This is a genomic window from Leifsonia aquatica H1aii, from assembly GCF_000633535.1.
In the GTDB taxonomy this organism is placed as follows: Bacteria; Actinomycetota; Actinomycetes; order Actinomycetales; family Microbacteriaceae; genus Leifsonia; species Leifsonia aquatica_A.
The window spans coordinates 98,554-117,957 of the sequence record NZ_AYMR01000001.1 but is presented as its reverse complement, the minus strand read 5'-3'; the positions used below and the strand labels follow the sequence as shown (position 1 = coordinate 117,957).

The window sequence follows — 19,404 nt, the reverse complement described above, 5'->3', positions numbered from 1 at the left end:
TGACTAATGGCAAGAGTGAAGAGGGCTGTCAACGCCCACAAGAAGCGTCGGGTCATCCTCGAGCGCGCCGAGGGCTACCGCGGGCAGCGGTCGCGCCTCTACCGCAAGGCCAAGGAGCAGGTCACCCACTCGCTCGTCTACTCGTACCGTGACCGCCGCCAGCGCAAGGGCGACTTCCGTCGTCTCTGGATCCAGCGCATCAACGCCGCGAGCCGTGCCAACGGCCTCACCTACAACCGCTTCATCCAGGGCCTCGGCCTGGCGGGCGTCGAGGTGGACCGTCGCATCCTGGCCGACCTGGCCGTGACGGAGCCCGCGACCTTCGCCGCCCTCGTGCAGACCGCGAAGAACGCCCTCCCCGCCGACACGTCGGCGCCGAAGGCCGCCGCGTAAGCAGCAGCACTCCCGAATGGCCCGGTCGACGCACGTCGACCGGGCCGTTCGGCGTCTCCGCCCCGCTCCGGCCCGGCTGGGGCCTGGCCCGGCCCCTGCCTCGCCCGCTCCGCGAATTGCTGGGAAGCGGTCGTGACGGTGCCATCGCGAGGTCAGCCGTGGGCGGCGGTGTCGTCCGCGCCGTGGCCGCCGTGGTCGTCGCCGGTGTCGTGCGTGGCGGGGTCGTCGGCTCCGTGGTCGTCGGCTCCGTGGTCGTCGACCGCGGGCGGCGGGACGGGCGCCGACGCGGGCGCCGGGACGGCGTCGGGTGTCGGACGCGGCGCCGGGGTCGACGGCGTGGGGACCGGCGTGCCGACGTGGTCCTCGACCACACCGGGCGGATCGTCCGCACCTCCGCGGGCGGTTGTGGCGGCGACGGCACCCGCCGTGCCCGCGCTCAGGGCGAGGGCGATGGCACCCACGATCACGGCGGTTCTGGTTCTGGTTCGCATCCTCCGGCCTCCTTCGGCTCTTCCTCTGGACACGAGACGCGGCCGGAATGGGTTCGATCCGCTCCCGGCCGGGGCCGCGGCCTGCCCCTAAGCTGGTCGCATGCTTGACAATCCGCGCTCTCCGCGCGTCCGGGCCGTTGCGAAACTGGCGAAGCGGACGGCGCGGCAGGAGACCGGTCTCTTCCTCCTGGAGGGACCCCAGGCCGTCGCCGAGGCGCTCGGCTTCCGCCCCGAACTCGTGGTGGAGCTGTACGCGACCCCCACCGCCCTGGAGCGGTACAACGACATCGCCCAGACGGCGGTCGAGGCGGGCGTCGATGTGGAGTTCGTCACCGAGCAGGTGCTCGAGACGATGGCCGACACGGTGACGCCGCAGGGCTTCGTGGCCGTGTGCCGGCAGTTCCCGACCTCGATCCGGGACATCTTCGCCGACTCCCCGAAGCTCGTGGCCGTGCTGGAAGAGGTGCGGGACCCGGGGAACGCGGGGACGATCATCCGCGCCGCCGACTCGGCCGGGGCCGACGCGGTCGTGCTCACCGGGCGCACCGTCGACCTCTACAACCCCAAGGTGGTGCGCTCGACCACCGGCTCGCTCTTCCACGTGCCCGTCGCGGTGGGCGCGGACCTCGCCGACGTGATCGGCCGGGCCCGTTCGGCGGGCCTGACCGTCCTCGCCGCCGACATCAAGGGGGAGGACCTGCTCGCCGCCCGTACGGACGGCCACCTCGCCCGCCCGACCGCCTGGGTCTTCGGCAACGAGGCGCGCGGACTCGACGACGAGCAGCTGGAGCTGGTCGATCGTGCGGTCACCGTGCCGATCTACGGCAAGGCGGAGTCGATGAACCTCGCGACCGCTGCCTCGGTCTGCCTCTACGAATCGGCGTTCGCGCAGCGCTCCTGACGCGAGCCCTTCAGACTGACCCGGGCCCCTCAGGCTCGCTCGGTGCCGCGGGCGGTGCCGGCGTCGCTGTCCCCGTCTCCGCGCAACGCGCGGACCATGCCCTGCAGGACGGCGAACGCGCCCGCCCGCTGGTCCGGCGTCAGGCCGCCCAGCATCCGGGTCTCGACGGACCGCACGGCCGTGCTCGCCTGCTGGAGCACGCTCCTGCCCTGCGGCGTGAGAAGAGTGGGGAGTGCGCGGCCGACGGGAGCCTCGGTCGCGCGGGTGACGTATCCCTCGCGTTCGAAGGCCTGCAGCAGCACGTTCATCGACTGCCGGGTGATGAACGCGCCGCGCGCGAGCTCGGAGTTCGACAACCCCGGCCGCTGTGCCAGGAGTTCGAGGCACGAGTACTGCGTGACCGTCAGGCCGAGAGGGCGCAGTACCGACTCCATCGCCGCGCGCAGGGCGCTGGAGGCCTCCTTCAGCAGGTAACCCACCGACGTCTGCAGGTCGACGCCGTCTCCGTCTTGACTCATGTCAGTATTCTGACATAGAGTGAGCTATGTCAGAAAACTGACACTACGAAGGAGATGCACCATGCCGGTCACCGGACCCGATTTCGTCTCGCTGCAGACCCGCGACCTCGCCGCCTCCCAGGCGTTCTACGAGCACTACCTCGGCCTCGTCCGCTCGCAGGCAGGGCCGCCGCACGCGGTCGTCTTCGAGACCACGCCCATCGCGTTCGCGCTGCGCGACCTCGCTCCGGACACCGACCTCTCCGCGGTGCCGCAGCCGGGGATCGGCGCCGCGATCTGGCTGCACGCCACCGATGTCCAGGCCATCCACGACGCCCTGCTGGCGGACGGCCACGCCATCGTCGCCGCACCGATCGACGGACCGTTCGGACGCACCTTCACTTTCGCCGACCCCGACGGCTACCGGATCACCCTGCACGACCGGGCGTGAGGCACTCGTCGCGGCGCGCACTGTTTAACGCTGGCGTTATATAACCCCAATGTGATAGCTTCGCGGTCATGGACGCACTGGAAGCCGTCGGGGACCCGGTCCGCCGGCGATTCGTGGAGCTGCTGGCGGCGGGGGAGCGCACGGCCGGCGAGCTGGCCGCACTGGCCGCCGACGAGTTCGGCATCAGCCAGCCCGCCGCCTCCCGGCACCTGCGCGTGCTGCGCGAGGCCGGCGTCGCCGATTCACGTGTGAGCGGGCAGCAGCGGGTCTACGCGCTCGATCGGGCCGGCCTGGCGGACGCGCTCGCCTGGTTCGACGGCCTGGGCACGTTCTGGGACCAGCGGCTCGAGGCGCTCGGCACCGAGCTCGCCCGCGGTGCCCGGCAGGCCCGCTCCGGTGCGCGCAACAGCGGACGGGCGGTGGCGTCGTGAGCCTGTGGGGGGAGATCGCCCTCGACGGCGCCCGCCGCTCCGTGATCGTCGAGCGCGCGTATCCAGCGACCCCCGGCGAGCTGTGGAGCGCCCTCACCGAGCCCGATCGCCTCGCCCGCTGGGTGGGCGTGGTCAACGGCACACGCGATTCCTTCCGGCTCGAACTGGGCGGCCGCGATCAGGACGCGACGGTCACCGGACGCGTGCTCGCGTGCGACCCCAAGCGCCGGCTGGTGGTGTCCTGGCGGTTCGAGGGGGCCGGGCAGCGCGAGGCCGACACCGAACTGGAGGTCGTGATCGAGCCGCGAGGGGACGCGCACACCGTCCTCCGGCTGACCCACCGCCGGGTGCAGGCCGTCACCGCCTCCGTCTACGGTGCCGGCTGGCAGGACGTGCTCACCCACCTCTCGCGCGAATTGGGCGCCTCCACGTCGCCCGAGGAGCACGACGGATACCTCGGCCGCGCGGCCGACCCTGCGGCGTTCGATGCGGCCCTGGCGGAGTACCGCACCGCGGAGGCCACGCTCGTCGCGGGGGAGGCGGAGCGCATCGACGGGCTCTCCGGTGTGCGCTTGCGCCGCGTGCTCGACGCCGCGCGGGCGGACGTGTGGGACGCCCTCACCCTGCCGGACCGCGTCGGGCGCTGGCTCTGGCCGGTGCTCGCCTGGCCTGACGACCCGGCCCGCGCTCGTGCCCTGCGCCCCGGCGACCTGCTCCGGCTCGGCGACGAGAACGTGGAAGGCGGAGTGCAGGAGCTGGAGGTGCTGGAGGCCGAGCCCGGCCGCCTCCTCCGTCTCACCTGGGGGACGGCCAGCGTCGCCTTCCGCCTCGACGACGGGGACGACGACGGGACGACCGTTCTGACGCTGGTGCAGGACCCGATCGAGGAGATCTTCGGCGCCGGGCGGCTGCGCTCGGCGCCGGACTTCGCGGCGGGCTGGCACACGCTCGTCGACCAGCTGACCCTGCTGCTGGCGGGGCTCACCGTCCCGGATCCGGGACGCCTCTGGGAGGCCGCTTACCAGGTGTACGCCGACGACTAGACTGAGGAACCGTGTCTGAAACCACCGAAATCACCGAAGGCGCGGTCGAGGCGGCGGTCGGGGCGGCGCTCGCCGCGATCGACGCCGCGGGCGACTCCGCCGCGCTCAAGGCCGTGCGGCATGAGCACACCGCGGAGGGCTCGCCGCTCGCGCGCCTGAACGCGAGCATCCGCTCCCTCCCGGGCGACCAGAAGGCCGCGGCCGGCAAGCTCGTCGGCGGCGCCCGCGCCCGCGTCGGACAGGCGTTCGCCGCCCGGGAGCAGACGATCGCCGCCCAGGAGGAGGCCGCGGCCCTGGCCGCCGAGACGGTCGACGTCACCGCGCTCGCCTCCCGCTGGACGCCGGGTGCGCGGCACCCGCTGTCGCTCCTGCAGGAGCGCATCGCCGACAGCTTCGTCGGCATGGGCTGGGAGGTCGCCGAAGGCCCCGAGCTCGAGAGCGAGTGGTACAACTTCGACGCGCTCAACTTCGACGCCGATCACCCGGCGCGCGCGATGCAGGACACCTTCTTCGCCGAGCCCACCGACTCGCACCTCGTGCTGCGCACCCACACGTCCCCGGTCCAGCTGCGCGCGCTGCTCGGCAACGAGCCGCCCGTCTACCGGATCGCCCCCGGGCGCGTGTTCCGCACCGACGAGTTCGATGCGACGCACCTGCCGGTCTTCACCCAGACCGAGGGCATCGCCGTCGACAAGGGTCTGACGATGGCGCACCTGCGCGGCACCCTCGACCACTTCGTGAAGACGCTGTTCGGCGACGAGGCGAAGGTGCGTCTGCGCCCGAACTACTTCCCGTTCACCGAGCCGAGCGCCGAACTCGACCTGTGGCACCCGACCTTCACGGGCGGCGCGCGCTGGATCGAGTGGGGCGGCTGCGGCATGGTCAACCCGAACGTCCTCCGTTCCGCGGGCATCGACCCCGACGTCTACTCGGGCTTCGCGTTCGGCGTGGGCGTCGAGCGGGCGCTGATGTTCCGCAACGACGTGAAAGACATGCGCGACATGGCCGAGGGCGATGTCCGGTTCTCCCAGCAGTTCGGAATGGTGGTCTGATGCGCGTCCCCCTGAGTTGGCTCGGCGAATTCGTCGACCTCGAGCCCGGCACGACCGCGGCGGAGGTGCACGCCGCCCTCGTCGCCGTCGGCCTGGAGGAGGAGGACGTCCACACCTTCGAGATCTCCGGACCGGTCGTGGTCGGCGAGGTGCTCGACTTCGTGGAGGAGCCGCAGAGCAACGGCAAGACCATCCGCTGGTGCCAGGTGCGCGTCGCCCCCGAGGGCCGGAGCGCGGCCGACGGCGGCGAGGACGTGCGCGGCATCGTCTGCGGCGCGAGCAACTTCCTCCGCGGCGACAAGGTCGTCGTGACCCTGCCCGGCTCGGTGCTGCCCGGCCCGTTCCCGATCGCGGCCCGCAAGACCTACGGCCACGTGTCGGACGGCATGATCGCCTCCACCCGCGAGCTCGGTCTCGGCGACGACCACGCCGGCATCCTGCGCCTGGTCACGATGGGTCTCGACCCGGAGGTCGGGACCGACGCGATCTCGCTGCTCGGCCTGGACGACACGGCCGTCGAGGTCAACGTCACCCCCGACCGCGGCTACGCGTTCTCGATCCGCGGCATCGCCCGCGAGTACTCGCACGCCACCGGCGCCGCGTTCCGCGACCCGGCCGACGCCGTCGCGATCGCCCCGGCCGGCGAGCACGCGCGCGGCTTCTCGGTCGCGATCGACGACCGCGCGCCGATCCGCGGGCGCATCGGCTCCAGCGTGTTCGTCACCCGCGTCGTGCGCGATGTGGACGGCAGCCGGCCGACGCCGCCCTGGATGGTCTCCCGGCTGAAGCTCGCCGGTATCCGCTCGATCTCGCTCGTCGTCGACATCACGAACTACGTGATGCTGGAGCTCGGCCAGCCGATCCACGGCTACGACCTCGACAAGGTGACCGGCGGCCTGGTCGTGCGTCGCGCTCACCCGGGGGAGACCCTGGTCACGCTCGACGAGCAGGCGCGTGCGCTGCACGTCGAAGACCTGCTGATCACCGACGACTCCGGTGCGATCGGCCTCGCCGGCGTCATGGGCGGCGCCTCCACCGAGATCGGCACGGGCACCACCAACGTGCTGATCGAGGCGGCGAACTTCGACCCGGTCTCGATCGCCCGCACGGCCCGCCGCCACAAGCTGCCGAGCGAGGCCTCCAAGCGGTTCGAGCGCGGGGTCGACCCGCGCGTCGCCGTGGCGGCCGCGGCGCGGGTCGTCCAGCTGCTGGAGCAGCTCGCCGGCGGTCACGCGGACGAGCTCGGCTCGCTGCACGACGCCGCGACCGAGGCGGAGGCGATCCGCCTCCCCGACGGCTACATCGCGGGACTCATCGGCGTCGAGTTCACGGCGGACGAGGTACGCGGCGCCCTCGCCGAGATCGGCGGCGCGGTCTCCGAGACCGCCGGCGCGCTCCTCGTCGTGCCGCCGAGCTGGCGGCCCGACCTCCTCGACAAGTCGGACCTCGCCGAGGAGGTCGCCCGCATCGTCGGGTACGACCGCATCCCCTCGGTGCTGCCGGTCGCGCCCCCGGGGCGCGGGCTCAGCCGCGAGCAGAAGCTCCGCCGCGGCGTCGCGCAGACCCTCGCGGACAACGGAGCCACGGAGGTGCTCGCCTTCCCGTTCGTGAGCGCGCAGCAGAACGACCTCTTCGGCTCGCCCGAGGCGGGCGGTGTGCCCGCCGTCAAGCTGGCGAACGCGCTCGACGCGACCGCACCGTTCCTGCGCACCTCGCTCCTGCCGGGCCTGGTGGACGTCGCCAAGCGCAACATCGCGCGCGGCCTCGTCGATCTGTCGATCTACGAGATCGGGACGGTCTTCCTCCCCGGCGCCGCGCCGCTCGGCAGCGAGACGCTCCCGCCCGGCGCCGCCCTGCCGGCGGACGAGACCCTCGCCGGGCTGAACGCGGGAATCCCCGCCCAGCCGCGTCATCTCGCGGGGCTGGTCGTCGGCAACACGGTCGAGAAGCAGCCCGGGCTGGAGGCGGTCGCCGCCGGCCTCGCCGACGCCCTCGCGATGGTCGCACAGGCCACTGCGGCGGTCGGCGTGCGGGTCCGCCCGGAGCAGAGCGGCCACCAGGCCCTGCACCCCGGACGCACCGCGCGCCTCATCGCCCGCGGTCGCGACGGCGTCGACACGGTCATCGGCTACGCGGGCGAGCTGCTCCCGGCCCTGGCCGCCGACCTCGACCTGCCGCGCGTGGTCGCCGTGTTCGAGCTCGACCTGGACGCGCTCATCGCCGTCTCATCGGACGACATCGTCGCCCGTGTGATCGCCGGCTTCCCGGCCGCGACGCAGGACCTCTCGCTGGTGGTGCCCCTCGAGGTGCCCGCCGGCGAGGTGCTGGACGCGGTGCAGCAGGGTGCCGGTGCGCTGCTCGAGGACATCCGCCTCGTGGACGACTACCGCGGCGCCGGACTGCCCGATGCGCGCAAGAGCCTGACGTTCGCGTTGCGCTTCCGCGCCGAGGACCGGACGCTGACCGCTGCCGAGGCCAGTGAGGCGAAGCTGGCCGGCGCGGCGATCGCGGCGGAGCGTTTCGGAGCCGCGATCCGCGAATGACCGCCGCGACGCCCGCCGAGTGGCGGCGGGCGTCGCGGGGCCGCTAGGGTGGATCCATGCTTTCCGTCCGGTGCACCGCGAGCTCGCGTGCGGCCCTTGCCGCCCGTGCCCTGCGCCGACGCCTGCGCGACCGCCGAATCTAGGCGGCGTTCGGGCGACCCTTCGTGGGTCGACGTGGGCGTCGCCGTCGCCGAGGCCCCTGTCGTCCACTCACTAAGGAAGTAGCATGACCTTCTCGGTCGCCGTCGCCGGCGCATCCGGATACGCGGGTGGGGAGCTCCTCCGCATCCTCGCCGATCACCCGGACTTCGAGGTCCGCACCGTGACCGCGCATCAGAACGCCGGACACCCTCTCATCGCGCACCAGCCGCACCTGCGCTCGCTGGCGCACCTCACCCTCGTGGAGTCCACGGCCGAGAACCTCTCGGGCCACGACGTGGTCTTCCTGGCGCTGCCGCACGGCAAGTCCGGCGAGATCGCCGCGCAGCTGCCGGCCGAGACGCTCGTCGTCGACTGCGGTGCCGACCACCGCCTGGAGGACCCGGCCGACTGGGCCGCGTTCTACGGCGGCGAGCACTTCGGTGCCTGGGCCTACGGCGTCCCGGAGCTGCCGGTCGGCGATGGCCGCCAGCGCGCGGGCATCGTCGGGGCGACACGGATCGCCGCCCCCGGCTGCAACGCCAGCGCGGTCTCCCTCGCGCTGGCCCCCGGCCTCCACTCGGGCCTCATCGAGGACCAGGACCTGGTCGCCGTGCTCGCCGTCGGTCCGTCCGGTGCGGGCAAGAGCCTCAAGACGATGTACCTCGCGAGCGAGATCCTCGGCTCGGCCAACCCGTACGCGGTCGGCGGCACGCACCGGCACATCCCGGAGATCCAGCAGAACCTGCGCAAGGCGGGCGCCACGGCGCCGACCGTCTCCTTCACCCCGGTGCTGGTGCCCATGTCGCGCGGCATCCTCGCGACCTCGACCGCCCGCGTGAAGCCGGGCGTCACCGCCGCGCAGGTGCAGGCCGTCTGGGAGCAGACGTACGCGGACGAGCCGTTCGTGCACGTGCTCCCCGCCGGCACGGTGCCGCGCACGGCCGACGTGCTCGGCTCGAACACCGTGCTGATCGGCGTCGCGCTCGACGAGGCCGCCGGCCGGGTCGTGACCGTGCTCGCGATCGACAACCTCTACAAAGGAACAGCGGGCGCCGCCATCCAGTCCGCCAACATCGCCCTCGGCCTCGACGAGACGACGGGCCTCGCAGTGAATGGAGTCGCCCCGTGATGAGTGCCAGCGCCCCCGTCAGCCCCCTCGCGAACGGAGCCCGGGCATGAGCGTCACCGCAGCTTCCGGATTCTCCGCGGCCGGCGTCGTCGCCGGGCTCAAGACCAGCGGCAAGCGCGACCTCGCCCTGGTGCGCAACCTCGGGCCGTTGTCCGCCGCCGCCGCCGTCTTCACCACCAACCGCTGCAAGGCGAACCCCGTGCTGTGGAGCGAGCAGGTCATGGCCGACGGCGTCGTGTCGGCGATCGTGCTCAACTCTGGCGGTGCCAACTGCTACACCGGCGCGCAGGGGTTCCAGACCACCCACGCGACCGCCGAGGCCGTGGCCGATCGGCTGGGTGTCTCCGCCGGCGACGTGCTGGTCTGCTCCACCGGCCTGATCGGCGACCAGCTCGACCGCGCCAAGCTCCTCGCCGGAGTCGAGACGGCCGCCGGAGCACTGGCGACCGACGCGGGGCTGGGCGCCGCCGAGGCGATCATGACCACGGACACCCGGCCCAAGGAGGCCGAGCACCGCGCCCCCGAGGGCTGGACCGTCGGCGGCATGGCGAAGGGCGCCGGGATGCTGGCGCCGGGGTTGGCGACCATGCTGGTCGTGCTCACGACCGATGCGGTGCTCGACTCCGAGCAGCTGGATCGCGCCCTGCGCTCCGCCACGCGCGTCACCTTCGACCGCCTCGACTCGGACGGCTGCATGTCCACCAACGACACCGTCGCCCTGCTCGGCTCTGGGGCGAGCGGAGTGACGCCGGACGAGGCCGACTTCGCCCTGGCGCTCACCGGCGTGTGCCGCAGCCTGGCCGAGCAGCTGCAGGCCGACGCCGAGGGCGCCTCCCACGACATCGCGATCGAGGTCGTGAACGCCCGGTCGGAGGACGACGCCGTGACCGTGGGGCGCGCGGTCTCGCGCAGCAACCTGTTCAAGGCCGCGATCTTCGGCAACGACCCCAACTGGGGCCGGGTGCTCGCCGCCGTCGGGACCACGGACGCGGAGTTCGACCCCTACGGGATCGACGTCGCCATCAACGGCGTCCAGATCTGCACCGCCGGGGAGCCCGATCAGCCGCGCGACCTGGTCGACCTCACCCCGCGCGCCGTGCACATCCTGATCGACCTGCACGTGGCGGACGCGACCGCGACCATCCTGACCAACGACCTCACGCACGACTACGTGCACGAGAACAGTGCGTACGCCAGCTGACATGACGACACCTGCGAACACCACCGACACCGAGGCCGTCGACGACGCCCAGGAGCAGGACGACGCCGCGGCGAAAGCCGCCACCCTGATCGAGTCGCTCCCGTGGCTCAAACGGTTCCACGACCAGATCATCGTGATCAAGTTCGGCGGCAACGCCATGGTCAACGAGGACTTGCAGCGCACGTTCGCCGAGGACATGGTCTATCTGCGCTACGCAGGCATCCGCCCGGTCGTGGTGCACGGCGGCGGCCCGCAGATCTCCGCGATGCTCGACCGGCTCGGCATCCACTCGGAGTTCCGCGGCGGCTACCGCGTCACGACCCCCGAAGCGATGGATGTCGTCCGGATGGTCCTCACCGGGCAGATCAGCCGCGACATCGTGAGCAACATCAACAAGCACGGTCCGCTCGCCGCGGGACTGTCGGGCGAGGACGCCGGCCTGTTCCAGGGGCGTCGCCGCGGCGCCGTCGTGGACGGCGAGGAGGTCGACCTCGGCCTCGTCGGCGACGTGGTCGGGGTGAACCCGGAGGCGGTGCACGCGCAGATCGCGGCCGGCCGCATCCCGGTCGTCTCCTCCATCGCTCCGGACATCGACGACCCGGGCCAGGCGCTCAACGTGAACGCCGATGCCGCGGCCGCCGCCCTCGCGGTGGCTCTGGGCGCGGCCAAGCTGGTCATCCTGACGGACGTCGCCGGACTCTACAGCGACTGGCCCGACCGGGACTCGCTGCTGTCGAAGATCGATTCCGCCGACCTGCGCGCCCTGCTGCCCTCGCTGGAGTCGGGCATGATCCCGAAGATGGCGGCGTGCCTCGACGCGGTCGACGGCGGCGTGTCCAAGGCGGCGATCATCGACGGACGCGTGCCGCACTCGATCCTCCTCGAGGTCTTCACGCAGTCCGGAATCGGAACGGAGGTGGTGCCCGCGTGAGCGAGCCGACACAAGCACACGAGCTGACACAGGGACACGAGCTGACACAGGGACAGTGGAAGGGACGCTTCGGCGACGCCATGATGCGCACGCTGGCGACGCCGAAGCTCATGCTCACCCGCGGCGAGGGCTGCCGCGTCTGGGACGCGGACGGCACCGAGTACCTCGACTTCCTCGCCGGGATCGCGGTCAACTCCCTCGGCCACGCGCATCCCGCGCTCGTGGAGGCGGTGAGCAGCCAGATCGGCACGCTCGCCCATGTCTCCAACTACTTCTCGACGCCGCCGCAGCTGGAGCTCGCGGAGCGCCTGCGCACCATCACCGGAGCAGGCGACCAGGGGCGCGTCCTCTTCGGCAACTCCGGGGCAGAGGCGAACGAGGCCGCCTTCAAGCTCGCCCGGCTGAACCGCGGACCGCACGGCAAGCGCACCCGGGTGCTCGCCCTGAACAACGCTTTCCACGGCCGCACGATGGGCTCCCTCGCTCTGACCGGCAAGCCGCCGATGCGCGAGGCGTTCGAGCCGCTCCCGGGCGGGGTGGAGCACATCGACTCCACAGTCGAGGCCCTCGAAGCGGCGATCGACGACCGTGTCGCGGCCCTCTTCATCGAGCCGATCAAGGGCGAGGCGGGCGTGCTCGAACTGCCCGCCGGGTTCCTGACCCGCGCCCGCGAGCTCACCGAGCAGCACGGCGTGCTGCTCATCCTGGACGAGATCCAGACCGGAGTCGGTCGCACCGGCCGCTGGTTCGCCTACCAGCACGAAGGAATCCTGCCGGACGCGGTGACCGTCGCCAAGGGCATCGCCGGCGGCGTGCCGATCGGCGCGCTGGTCACGTTCGGCTGGGCGTCGGAGCTGTTCACCCAGGGACAGCACGGCTCCACGTTCGGCGGCAATCCGCTCGCGACCGCGGCCGGCAACGCCGTGCTGGGCGAGATCGAGCGCGCCGGCCTGGTGGAGAACGCGGCCCGGCGCGGGGAGGAGCTGCGCGCGATCATCCGCTCCTACGACTCGCCGCTCATCGGCGACGTGCGCGGCGCCGGCCTGCTGATCGGCATCGGGCTGACCGAGGGGGAGGCGCACCGCCTGTCGGACGCCACCCTCGCCGAGGGGCTCATCATCAATGCGCCGAACGAGTCCAGCATCCGGCTCGCTCCGCCGCTGATCGTCGGCGACGCCGAGCTGGCGGAGTTCCGCGAGCGCTTCGGCCGCGCCCTCGCCGCCCTCTGACCCCGACGACCATCCCTCCCCGGGACGAAAGGCTCCCATGACCAGGCACTTCCTCCGCGACGACGACCTCTCTCCTGCCGAGCAGGCCGAGGTCCTGGCGCTGGCGGCCGAGCTCAAGCGCGACCCGTACGCGCAGAAGCCGCTCGCGGGCCCGCAGACCGTCGCCGTCTTCTTCGACAAGACCTCGACCCGCACCCGCGTCTCGTTCGCCGTCGGGATCGCCGATCTCGGCGGCAGCCCGCTCGTCGTCTCGAGCGCGGACAGCCAGCTGGGCGGCAAGGAGTCCATCGCCGACACCGCGCGCGTGCTCGAGCGCATGGTGTCCGCGATCGTCTGGCGCACCTTCGCCCAGTCCGGGTTGGAGGAGATGGCGGCCGGCACCCGTGTGCCCGTGATCAACGCGCTCTCCGACGACTTCCACCCCTGCCAGATCCTGGCCGACCTGCAGACCGTCCAGGAGCACAAGGGCGCCCTGGCCGGGCTGACGATGAGCTACTTCGGCGACGGCGCGAACAACATGGCGCACTCGTACCTGCTCGGCGGTGCCACGGCCGGCATGCACGTGCGCATCGCGGCGCCCGCGGCGTACGCACCCGACGAGGCGGTCCTCGCCGACGCCCGCCGGATCGCCGAGGGCACCGGCGGCTCTGTCGCCGTCTTCACCGACGCCGCTGCGGCGGCGGCCGGCGCGGACGTCGTCGTGACCGACACCTGGGTGTCGATGGGACAGGAGGCCGAGAAGGCCGAGCGGCTCGCCACCTTCGGCGACTACCAGGTCGACGCGGCGATCATGGCGCAGGCCGCGCCCGACGCGGTCTTCCTGCACTGCCTGCCCGCCTACCGCGGTTACGAAGTGGCGGCGGAGGTCATCGACGGCCCCCAGTCCGTGATCTGGGACGAGGCCGAGAACCGGCTGCACGCGCAGAAGGCCCTGCTGGCCTGGCTGCTCGCGAAGAACGAGGAGGAGGCCGCATGAGCGCGGAGACGGACGGCACCGGGGTCGGCAAGACCGGGGAGGGCTCGCTCTGGGGCGCACGGTTCGCGGGCGGTCCGTCGCCCGAGCTGGCCGCGCTGAGCAAGTCGACCCAGTTCGACTGGGTGCTCGCGGCCTACGACATCGCCGGCTCCCGCGCCCACGCCCGGGCGCTCGCCGCCGCAGGCTATCTCGACGACGCCGAGCTCGCCGGCATGCTGGACGCGCTCGACCGCCTGGATGCCGACGTCGCCTCGGGCGCGTTCGCCGCCGCCGAGTCGGACGAGGACGTGCACGGCGCGCTGGAGCGCGGACTGATCGAGCGCGCCGGCGCCGACCTGGGCGGCAAGCTGCGGGCCGGCCGCAGCCGCAACGACCAGATCGCCACCCTGGTGCGCCTCTACCTGCGCGACCACGCCGGTGTCATCGCCGAGCGGCTGATCGGCCTGATCGACGCGATCGCCGCCCAGGCGGACGCGCACCCGACGGCCATCCTGCCGGGTCGCACCCACCTCCAGCACGCCCAGCCGGTGCTGCTGGCACACCACCTGCTCGCACACACCTGGCCGCTGGTGCGCGACCTGGAGCGACTGGCCGACTGGGACAAGCGGGCCGACGTGTCGCCCTACGGCGCGGGCGCGCTGGCCGGCTCGACGCTGGGACTCGACCCGCTGCTGGTGGCGCGCGAGCTCGGCTTCGCCGCCAGCTCCGAGAACTCGATCGACGGCACGGCCGCCCGCGATGTCGTGGCCGAGTTCGCGTTCGTCGCCGCGCAGATCGGCGTGGACCTCTCCCGCTTCGCCGAGGAGATCATCCTCTGGAACACGCGCGAGTTCGGTTTCGTCACCCTCGACGACGCGTACTCGACCGGTTCGTCGATCATGCCCCAGAAGAAGAACCCCGACATCGCGGAGCTCGCCCGCGGCAAGGCCGGGCGCCTGATCGGCAACCTGACCGGGCTGCTGACGACGCTCAAGGGCCTCCCGCTCGCGTACAACCGCGACCTGCAGGAGGACAAGGAGCCGGTCTTCGACTCGGTGCAGACGCTCGAGGTCGTGCTGCCCGCGTTCGCGGGCATGGTCGCCACCCTGCGCTTCCACACCGACCGCATGGCGGAGCTGGCCCCGCAGGGCTTCTCGCTCGCGACCGATGTCGCCGAGTGGCTGGTCAAGCAGCACGTCCCGTTCCGCAGCGCGCACGAGATCACCGGCAGCCTGGTGAAGTTCGCCGAGGAGAACGGGCTGGAGCTGCACGAGGTGAGCGACGACCAGCTCGCCGCGATCTCGCCGCTGCTGGCGCCGGAGGTGCGGACGGTGCTGACCGTCGACGGCTCCGTGGCCAGCCGCACGGGCGCAGGCGGGACCGCGCCCGATCGCGTCGCGGAGCAGCTCTCCGCCCTGACCGAGCGGGTGCGCGGCCTCACGGGCGCCTTCGCCGCCGCCCGACGGGACCTGGTCTGATGGCCCGCCCGGAGCAGACGCCGTCGAAGCGGCCGTGGCTGATCCCGCTCATCGTGGTGGTGGCCGTCGTGGTCATCGTGGTCGGCCTGGTGGTCGCGGTCGCCGCCGGCGGTCGCATCTTCTGACCGGCCCCGGCCCCGGACCCGAGATGCCGTTGCACCGGCCCCGTCGCGACGCCTTCGAGGCGTCGTCGCTCGAGGTCGCGCCGCGGCTGCTCGGCGCCGTGCTCCGGCACACGACCGCGCAGGGCACGGTCGGTCTCCGGATCACCGAGGTGGAGGCGTACATCGGCGACGGGCTCGACCCGGGTTCCCACGCCTTCCGCGGCCGCACCAAGCGCAACGCCGTGATGTACGGGCCGCCCGGCCACCTGTACGCGTACTTCACCTACGGCATGCACGTCTGCGCCAACGTGGTCTGCTCCCCGGAAGGCGAGGCGACGGCCGTGCTCCTGCGCGCGGCCGAGGTGATCGAGGGCGAGGGCCTCGCGGAGGTGCGCCGGGTCGGAGCGAGCGGTCGCAGCATCCCGCACCGCGACCTCGCCCGCGGACCGGCGCGGCTGGTGGTGGCGGCGGGCATCGCGCTCGCCGACGACGGCGCCGACCTGTTCGGCGGCCGTTTCGAGCTGCTGCTCCCGGACGCCCCGGCGGAATACGCGACGGGGCCGCGCACCGGGGTCTCGGGTGCGGGAGGCGGGGCGGCCTTCCCGTGGCGCTACTGGCTGGCGGGCGACCCCACTGTGTCGCCGTACAAGCGGCACCCGAAGGCGGACGACTGAGTTCAGGCCGCCACGAAGCGGAACAGGCCCGCGCACACGCAGGCCCAGATGATGCTGACGAGGGTGCCGATGATGAACCGCTCGCGGGCCTCGGCGGTGTCGAGCTCGGTGAACCGGCCGACGCCCTTGATGGCGATGAGCACGCCGAGGGCCTCCGGGAAGCCGGCCATGATCGCGCCCGTGGTCGCGAACCGCTCGAGGAAGCCGATCGTGGTGCCGCCGCGCAGCACCTCGCGGGTGGCGTCGGCGGCCGAGCCGGTGGAGCGGTCGCGCACCACGATGCCGTCGTGATCGCCCGCGATGGTGGCGCTGCGCGTGGCGAGTGCGAGCACGAGTTGGGCGGCGGGGCCGCCTCCCGCGATGCTGAGCGCGAGCGCGGCGATGCCGATGAAGACGCGGAACTCGAGCGGCGCCTGCTCCGGAGGCAGCACCGCGAGCACGAAGGCCAGCGCGAGGAGTCCGGTCGCCGTGTAGACGAGGGGACGCCGCGGCGTGCGCAGGGTCGCGGCCATGCAGCCGAGGGCGGCGATCGTCAGCAGCAGGACGAGCACCCACACCGCGTGCGGGAAGAGGAGGGCGAGGAAGGCTGACGGGGGCAGGATCGTCATGCGTCCTCCGGATCGTGGGCGGTGGCGGGGCGTGCGGCGAGCTGGGCTGCGTCGGCGCTCGCCAACAGCCTAGTCAGCGCGGGCACGGCCGCCAGCTCGACCCGGAGGTTCGCGGCACGGGCACGGTCGCTCACCGACTGCGGGGTGATGCCGAGGCGCGCGCCGGCCTCGGTCTGGGTCAGGCCGGCGGCGAGGAGGTCGTAGAGCTCCCAGCCGGCGGGGGAGCGCCCGTCGCGCAGGGTGAGGAGCAGGTCGGCGAGCGCTTCGACGTCGTGAGCGGTCTCGGGGGCGACGAGCGCCTCCGCGGCCAGCCGGGTCGGGGACTTCTTCGCACGGGCGACCGCCGTGCGTGCCGCGACGAAGGCGTCCCCGCTCGCGGCGCGGGTCTGCGACGGCAGAGGAAGGCGGACGGCACCGATGCCGACCCCGACGCTCCAGAGCCCGTCCCTGGTGAGCTCGAGTACCAGGGCGAGGGCGGTCGCGGGGTCGGCCGTCAGCGCCTGGATCTCGTCGCCGGCGTTCCGGTCGACCGGGAGCGCGAGGGCGTGGCCGTGGCGTTCCTGCACGGCGCGCATCGCTGTGGTGGCGAGGTCGGGGCCGGTGCGGCTTCCGACCTGGTCCGCGGTGATCACGAACATCGGTCCTCCCAAGGTTCAGGTCTGGTGGCCTGATCCGGAGTCTATCAGGGGTATAGACCTGATATCTACTGGATCAGGGCACAGGGCCTGATCTCTTCGGGCGAAGGAGGCCCCCCTCCCGCTGATAATCTGGGCAGATGTCCGAATCCGCGACCCTCGACACACAGGCCATCGACTCGTCCTTCGACGATGTCTGGGACGAGCTCGTCTGGCGTGGCCTCGTCCACGTCTCCACCGACGAAGCCACCCTCAAAGAGCTCCTGGCGGGCGGTCCGGTCACGTATTACTGCGGGTTCGACCCGACCGCGGCGAGCCTCCACCTCGGACATCTCGTGCAGCTGCTCACGATGCGCCGGCTGCAGCTCGCCGGTCACAAGCCGCTCGGCCTGGTCGGCGGCTCGACCGGCCTGATCGGCGATCCGCGGCCGACCGCGGAGCGCACGCTGAACACGCGCGAGACGGTCGCGGAGTGGGTGCGCTCGTTGCAGGGCCAGGTGTCGACGTACCTGAGCTTCGAGGGGGACAACGCCGCCCGGCTGGTCAACAACCTCGACTGGACCGCGCCGCTGTCGGCGATCGATTTCCTGCGTGAGATCGGCAAGCACTTCCGCGTGGGCACCATGCTCAAGAAGGACGCGGTCGCGGCGCGGCTGAACTCGGACGAGGGCATCTCGTACACCGAGTTCAGCTACCAGATCCTGCAGGGGATCGACTTCCTCGAGCTCTACCGCCAGTACGGCTGCGTGCTGCAGACCGGCGGCAGCGACCAGTGGGGAAACCTCACCAGCGGCACCGAGCTCATCCGCAAGGTCGAAGGTGTGCACGTCCACGCGATCGGCACGCCGCTGATCACCAACAGCGACGGCACCAAGTTCGGCAAGAGCGAGGGCAACGCCATCTGGATCGACGCGGCGCTCACCAGCCCGTACGCGTTCTACCAGTTCTGGGTCAACACCGACGACGCCGACGTGATCAGCCGGCTCAAGGTCTTCACCTTCCTCACCCGGGCCGAGATCGCCGAGTACGAGAAGGCCGTCGCCGACGAGCCGTTCCGGCGCGCGGCGCAGCTGCGGCTCGCCCGCGATGTCACGACGCTCGTCCACGGCGTCGAGCAGACCGACGCCGCGATCGCCGCGGCCGAGGCCCTGTTCGGCCAGGGCGACCTGGCCTCCCTCGACGCCGCCACGCTCGAGTCGGCGCTGCGCGAGCTGCCCAACACGACGACCGCGCCGGGCTCCACGATCGCGCAGGCGCTCGTGGACACCGGGCTGACGAAGAGCCTCGGCGAGGCGCGCCGCGCGGTCGCACAGGGCGGCGTCTACACGAACAACACGAAGGCGGAGGACGCGGACGCGCCGATCGGCGATGCGACCCTCGCGGGCGGGATGGTCGTGCTGCGTCGCGGCAAGAAGACGCTCGCCGGCGTGTTCGTCGAGTAGTCGGCGAGTAGTCTGAACGCATGTCCGACCACGACCGCGCTGACGGCGAGGGCGCGCTGGTGGAGCGCCTCGAGGTGATCGAGGAGCAGCCGCTGGCCGCCCGCGCCGACGCCTACGCCCAGCTCCACGCCGAGCTGTCCGACCGGCTCGAGGGAGCCGACGCGCCGCGGCATGGCTGAGCGGCTCGACGTCGCCCTCGCCGCGCGCGGACTGGCCCGGTCGCGCACGCACGCTGCGACGCTGATCGCCCAGGGGCTGGTGACCGTGGACGGCCGATCGGCCGTCCGGGCGTCGGTCAAGGTCGGGGACGAGCAGAGCGTCGAGGTCGCCGGCGCCGATCACTATGTGAGCAGGGGCGCGCACAAGCTCATCGCCGCCCTCGACGCCTTCGAGGTGCCGGTGGCGGGGCGGCTCGCGCTCGACGCGGGCGCCTCCACCGGCGGGTTCAGCCAGGTGCTCCTGGAGCGCGGCGCCGCCCGCGTGATCGCGGTCGACGTCGGGCACGGACAGCTCGCCCCCGAGCTCGCGCGCGAGGAGCGGCTGGAATCGTTCGAGGGCGTCAACGTGCGCTCCCTCACCGCCGACCAGGTGGCGGGGCTGACGGGGGATGCCGCGCGACCCGACCTGGTCGTCGCCGACCTGTCGTTCATCTCCCTGCCCCAGGTGCTGCCCGCCTTGCGCGCGACGGCCGTGCCGGAGGCCGACTTCGTCCTGCTCGTCAAACCGCAGTTCGAGGTGGGACGCACCGGCGTCCGCGAGGGGATCGTGCACGACGCCGGGCTCCGGGCGGATGCGCTGACGGGCGTGCTCTGGGCCGGCTTCGATCTGGGCCTCGGCACAGCGGGCGCGATCGCCTCGCCGATCGCCGGATCGCACGGCAACCGCGAGTTCCTGGTGCACCTGACGCAGCGCGGCACCAACCCGACCGAGTGGCTCGACCGGGCGCAGGAGCTCGCCGGCTAGCGCGGGGGCGGCCCGTGGAGCCGCGTCGCGGGAACATCCCGTGAATTCTCCACAGGTGGGCGCCAACGGCCCAGCAGGCGTCGATTCTCCGACAGAATGAGAAGAAGAGCAC

Annotated in this window: 22 protein-coding genes; 18 read left to right on the top strand and 4 right to left on the bottom strand. The window is 72.4% G+C overall.

Annotated features, from left to right (window positions below; genetic code table 11):
- The first annotated feature begins 6 nt into the window (after positions 1 to 6).
- Positions 7 to 393: a 50S ribosomal protein L20 gene (gene rplT, locus U870_RS0100495; protein ID WP_025155457.1), complete on the top strand. Its 387-nt coding sequence runs from the start codon at positions 7 to 9 to the stop codon at positions 391 to 393.
- Between the two features lie 152 nt (positions 394 to 545).
- Here rplT and U870_RS0100490 read toward each other — a convergent pair whose 3' ends face one another.
- Positions 546 to 884, bottom strand: a complete 339-nt coding sequence (locus U870_RS0100490; protein ID WP_162819065.1) for a hypothetical protein — start codon at positions 882 to 884, stop codon at positions 546 to 548.
- Between the two features lie 100 nt (positions 885 to 984).
- Here U870_RS0100490 and U870_RS0100485 point away from each other — a divergent pair, with 100 nt between their 5' ends.
- On the top strand, positions 985 to 1,785 hold the full coding sequence (locus U870_RS0100485; RefSeq protein ID WP_025155455.1) for a TrmH family RNA methyltransferase: 801 nt from the start codon (positions 985 to 987) through the stop codon (positions 1,783 to 1,785).
- Positions 1,786 to 1,814: 29 nt separating this feature from the next.
- On the opposite strand, the gene U870_RS0100480 is transcribed toward U870_RS0100485, so the two are convergent.
- On the bottom strand, positions 1,815 to 2,303 hold the full coding sequence (locus U870_RS0100480; protein WP_025155454.1) for a MarR family winged helix-turn-helix transcriptional regulator: 489 nt from the start codon (positions 2,301 to 2,303) through the stop codon (positions 1,815 to 1,817).
- Positions 2,304 to 2,364: 61 nt separating this feature from the next.
- Between U870_RS0100480 and U870_RS0100475 the strand changes: the two genes are divergently transcribed.
- From U870_RS0100475 to U870_RS0100415, 13 genes are all read left to right on the top strand, one after another.
- The gene (locus U870_RS0100475) at positions 2,365 to 2,733 is read left to right on the top strand and encodes a VOC family protein (protein WP_025155453.1); all 369 of its coding nucleotides are present in this window, start codon (positions 2,365 to 2,367) and stop codon (positions 2,731 to 2,733) included.
- A gap of 68 nt (positions 2,734 to 2,801) precedes the next feature.
- Positions 2,802 to 3,164 carry an ArsR/SmtB family transcription factor gene (locus U870_RS0100470; RefSeq protein ID WP_025155452.1) on the top strand — a complete coding sequence of 121 codons (363 nt, stop codon included), beginning with the start codon at positions 2,802 to 2,804 and terminating at the stop codon, positions 3,162 to 3,164.
- Positions 3,161 to 4,207 (top strand): SRPBCC family protein, encoded by a 1,047-nt coding sequence (locus tag U870_RS0100465; RefSeq protein ID WP_025155451.1) that lies wholly within the window; start codon positions 3,161 to 3,163, stop codon positions 4,205 to 4,207. The genes U870_RS0100470 and U870_RS0100465 overlap by 4 nt, the downstream gene beginning before the upstream one ends.
- 11 nt (positions 4,208 to 4,218) lie before the next feature.
- Positions 4,219 to 5,259, top strand: coding sequence for a phenylalanine--tRNA ligase subunit alpha (gene pheS / locus U870_RS0100460; protein WP_025155450.1), 1,041 nt, complete (start codon positions 4,219 to 4,221; stop codon positions 5,257 to 5,259).
- Positions 5,259 to 7,802 carry a phenylalanine--tRNA ligase subunit beta gene (pheT, locus tag U870_RS0100455; RefSeq protein ID WP_025155449.1) on the top strand — a complete coding sequence of 848 codons (2,544 nt, stop codon included), beginning with the start codon at positions 5,259 to 5,261 and terminating at the stop codon, positions 7,800 to 7,802. Before pheS ends, pheT begins: the two co-directional genes overlap by 1 nt.
- Positions 7,803 to 8,028: 226 nt before the next feature.
- Entirely contained in the window at positions 8,029 to 9,072 is a 1,044-nt protein-coding gene (argC, locus tag U870_RS0100450; protein WP_025155448.1) for an N-acetyl-gamma-glutamyl-phosphate reductase, read from the top strand.
- 46 nt (positions 9,073 to 9,118) lie between these two features.
- Positions 9,119 to 10,273 carry a bifunctional glutamate N-acetyltransferase/amino-acid acetyltransferase ArgJ gene (gene argJ, locus U870_RS0100445; protein ID WP_025155447.1) on the top strand — a complete coding sequence of 385 codons (1,155 nt, stop codon included), beginning with the start codon at positions 9,119 to 9,121 and terminating at the stop codon, positions 10,271 to 10,273.
- A 1-nt stretch (position 10,274) separates the two neighbouring features.
- Positions 10,275 to 11,204 carry an acetylglutamate kinase gene (gene argB / locus U870_RS0100440; RefSeq protein ID WP_025155446.1) on the top strand — a complete coding sequence of 310 codons (930 nt, stop codon included), beginning with the start codon at positions 10,275 to 10,277 and terminating at the stop codon, positions 11,202 to 11,204.
- Positions 11,205 to 11,227: 23 nt separating this feature from the next.
- Positions 11,228 to 12,433: an acetylornithine transaminase gene (locus tag U870_RS0100435; RefSeq protein ID WP_029947014.1), complete on the top strand. Its 1,206-nt coding sequence runs from the start codon at positions 11,228 to 11,230 to the stop codon at positions 12,431 to 12,433.
- A 37-nt stretch (positions 12,434 to 12,470) separates the two neighbouring features.
- Positions 12,471 to 13,409: an ornithine carbamoyltransferase gene (gene argF, locus U870_RS0100430; RefSeq protein WP_025155444.1), complete on the top strand. Its 939-nt coding sequence runs from the start codon at positions 12,471 to 12,473 to the stop codon at positions 13,407 to 13,409.
- A complete protein-coding gene (gene argH / locus U870_RS0100425) occupies positions 13,406 to 14,866 on the top strand; it encodes an argininosuccinate lyase (RefSeq protein ID WP_025155443.1) in 1,461 nt (486 codons plus the stop codon). The genes argF and argH overlap by 4 nt, the downstream gene beginning before the upstream one ends.
- Entirely contained in the window at positions 14,866 to 14,991 is a 126-nt protein-coding gene (locus U870_RS25000) for a hypothetical protein (protein ID WP_275886596.1), read from the top strand. The genes argH and U870_RS25000 overlap by 1 nt, the downstream gene beginning before the upstream one ends.
- Before the next feature lie 23 nt (positions 14,992 to 15,014).
- Entirely contained in the window at positions 15,015 to 15,644 is a 630-nt protein-coding gene (locus U870_RS0100415) for a DNA-3-methyladenine glycosylase (RefSeq protein WP_025155442.1), read from the top strand.
- Between the two features lie 2 nt (positions 15,645 to 15,646).
- On the opposite strand, the gene U870_RS0100410 is transcribed toward U870_RS0100415, so the two are convergent.
- Entirely contained in the window at positions 15,647 to 16,252 is a 606-nt protein-coding gene (locus tag U870_RS0100410; protein WP_025155441.1) for a hypothetical protein, read from the bottom strand.
- Positions 16,249 to 16,890, bottom strand: a complete 642-nt coding sequence (locus U870_RS0100405; RefSeq protein ID WP_025155440.1) for a hypothetical protein — start codon at positions 16,888 to 16,890, stop codon at positions 16,249 to 16,251. The genes U870_RS0100410 and U870_RS0100405 overlap by 4 nt, the downstream gene beginning before the upstream one ends.
- A gap of 137 nt (positions 16,891 to 17,027) precedes the next feature.
- On the opposite strand from U870_RS0100405, the gene tyrS reads away from it, so the two are divergent.
- Genes tyrS through U870_RS0100390 form a run of 3 tightly spaced genes read left to right on the top strand, consistent with a single transcriptional unit; the run spans position 17,028 to position 19,292 of the window.
- Positions 17,028 to 18,329 (top strand): tyrosine--tRNA ligase, encoded by a 1,302-nt coding sequence (tyrS, locus tag U870_RS0100400; RefSeq protein ID WP_025155439.1) that lies wholly within the window; start codon positions 17,028 to 17,030, stop codon positions 18,327 to 18,329.
- A 20-nt stretch (positions 18,330 to 18,349) separates the two neighbouring features.
- Entirely contained in the window at positions 18,350 to 18,508 is a 159-nt protein-coding gene (locus tag U870_RS24585) for a hypothetical protein (protein WP_205288700.1), read from the top strand.
- Complete coding sequence (locus U870_RS0100390; RefSeq protein WP_025155438.1) at positions 18,501 to 19,292, top strand: TlyA family RNA methyltransferase; 792 nt, start codon at positions 18,501 to 18,503, stop codon at positions 19,290 to 19,292. Before U870_RS24585 ends, U870_RS0100390 begins: the two co-directional genes overlap by 8 nt.
- Positions 19,293 to 19,404: the final 112 nt, after the last annotated feature.

Coding starts and splice junctions, on each gene's coding strand:
- argF (WP_025155444.1), top strand. CDS start 12,471: ATGACCAGGCACTTCCTCCGCGACGACGACCTCTCTCCTGCCGAGCAG.
- U870_RS0100390 (WP_025155438.1), top strand. CDS start 18,501: ATGGCTGAGCGGCTCGACGTCGCCCTCGCCGCGCGCGGACTGGCCCGG.
- U870_RS0100470 (WP_025155452.1), top strand. CDS start 2,802: ATGGACGCACTGGAAGCCGTCGGGGACCCGGTCCGCCGGCGATTCGTG.
- argJ (WP_025155447.1), top strand. CDS start 9,119: ATGAGCGTCACCGCAGCTTCCGGATTCTCCGCGGCCGGCGTCGTCGCC.
- U870_RS0100490 (WP_162819065.1), bottom strand. CDS start 884: ATGCGAACCAGAACCAGAACCGCCGTGATCGTGGGTGCCATCGCCCTC.
- U870_RS0100480 (WP_025155454.1), bottom strand. CDS start 2,303: ATGAGTCAAGACGGAGACGGCGTCGACCTGCAGACGTCGGTGGGTTAC.
- U870_RS0100405 (WP_025155440.1), bottom strand. CDS start 16,890: ATGTTCGTGATCACCGCGGACCAGGTCGGAAGCCGCACCGGCCCCGAC.
- U870_RS0100485 (WP_025155455.1), top strand. CDS start 985: ATGCTTGACAATCCGCGCTCTCCGCGCGTCCGGGCCGTTGCGAAACTG.
- U870_RS0100475 (WP_025155453.1), top strand. CDS start 2,365: ATGCCGGTCACCGGACCCGATTTCGTCTCGCTGCAGACCCGCGACCTC.
- U870_RS24585 (WP_205288700.1), top strand. CDS start 18,350: ATGTCCGACCACGACCGCGCTGACGGCGAGGGCGCGCTGGTGGAGCGC.
- argC (WP_025155448.1), top strand. CDS start 8,029: ATGACCTTCTCGGTCGCCGTCGCCGGCGCATCCGGATACGCGGGTGGG.
- U870_RS0100410 (WP_025155441.1), bottom strand. CDS start 16,252: ATGACGATCCTGCCCCCGTCAGCCTTCCTCGCCCTCCTCTTCCCGCAC.
- U870_RS0100415 (WP_025155442.1), top strand. CDS start 15,015: ATGCCGTTGCACCGGCCCCGTCGCGACGCCTTCGAGGCGTCGTCGCTC.
- rplT (WP_025155457.1), top strand. CDS start 7: ATGGCAAGAGTGAAGAGGGCTGTCAACGCCCACAAGAAGCGTCGGGTC.
- argB (WP_025155446.1), top strand. CDS start 10,275: ATGACGACACCTGCGAACACCACCGACACCGAGGCCGTCGACGACGCC.
- U870_RS25000 (WP_275886596.1), top strand. CDS start 14,866: ATGGCCCGCCCGGAGCAGACGCCGTCGAAGCGGCCGTGGCTGATCCCG.
- pheT (WP_025155449.1), top strand. CDS start 5,259: ATGCGCGTCCCCCTGAGTTGGCTCGGCGAATTCGTCGACCTCGAGCCC.
- tyrS (WP_025155439.1), top strand. CDS start 17,028: ATGTCCGAATCCGCGACCCTCGACACACAGGCCATCGACTCGTCCTTC.
- argH (WP_025155443.1), top strand. CDS start 13,406: ATGAGCGCGGAGACGGACGGCACCGGGGTCGGCAAGACCGGGGAGGGC.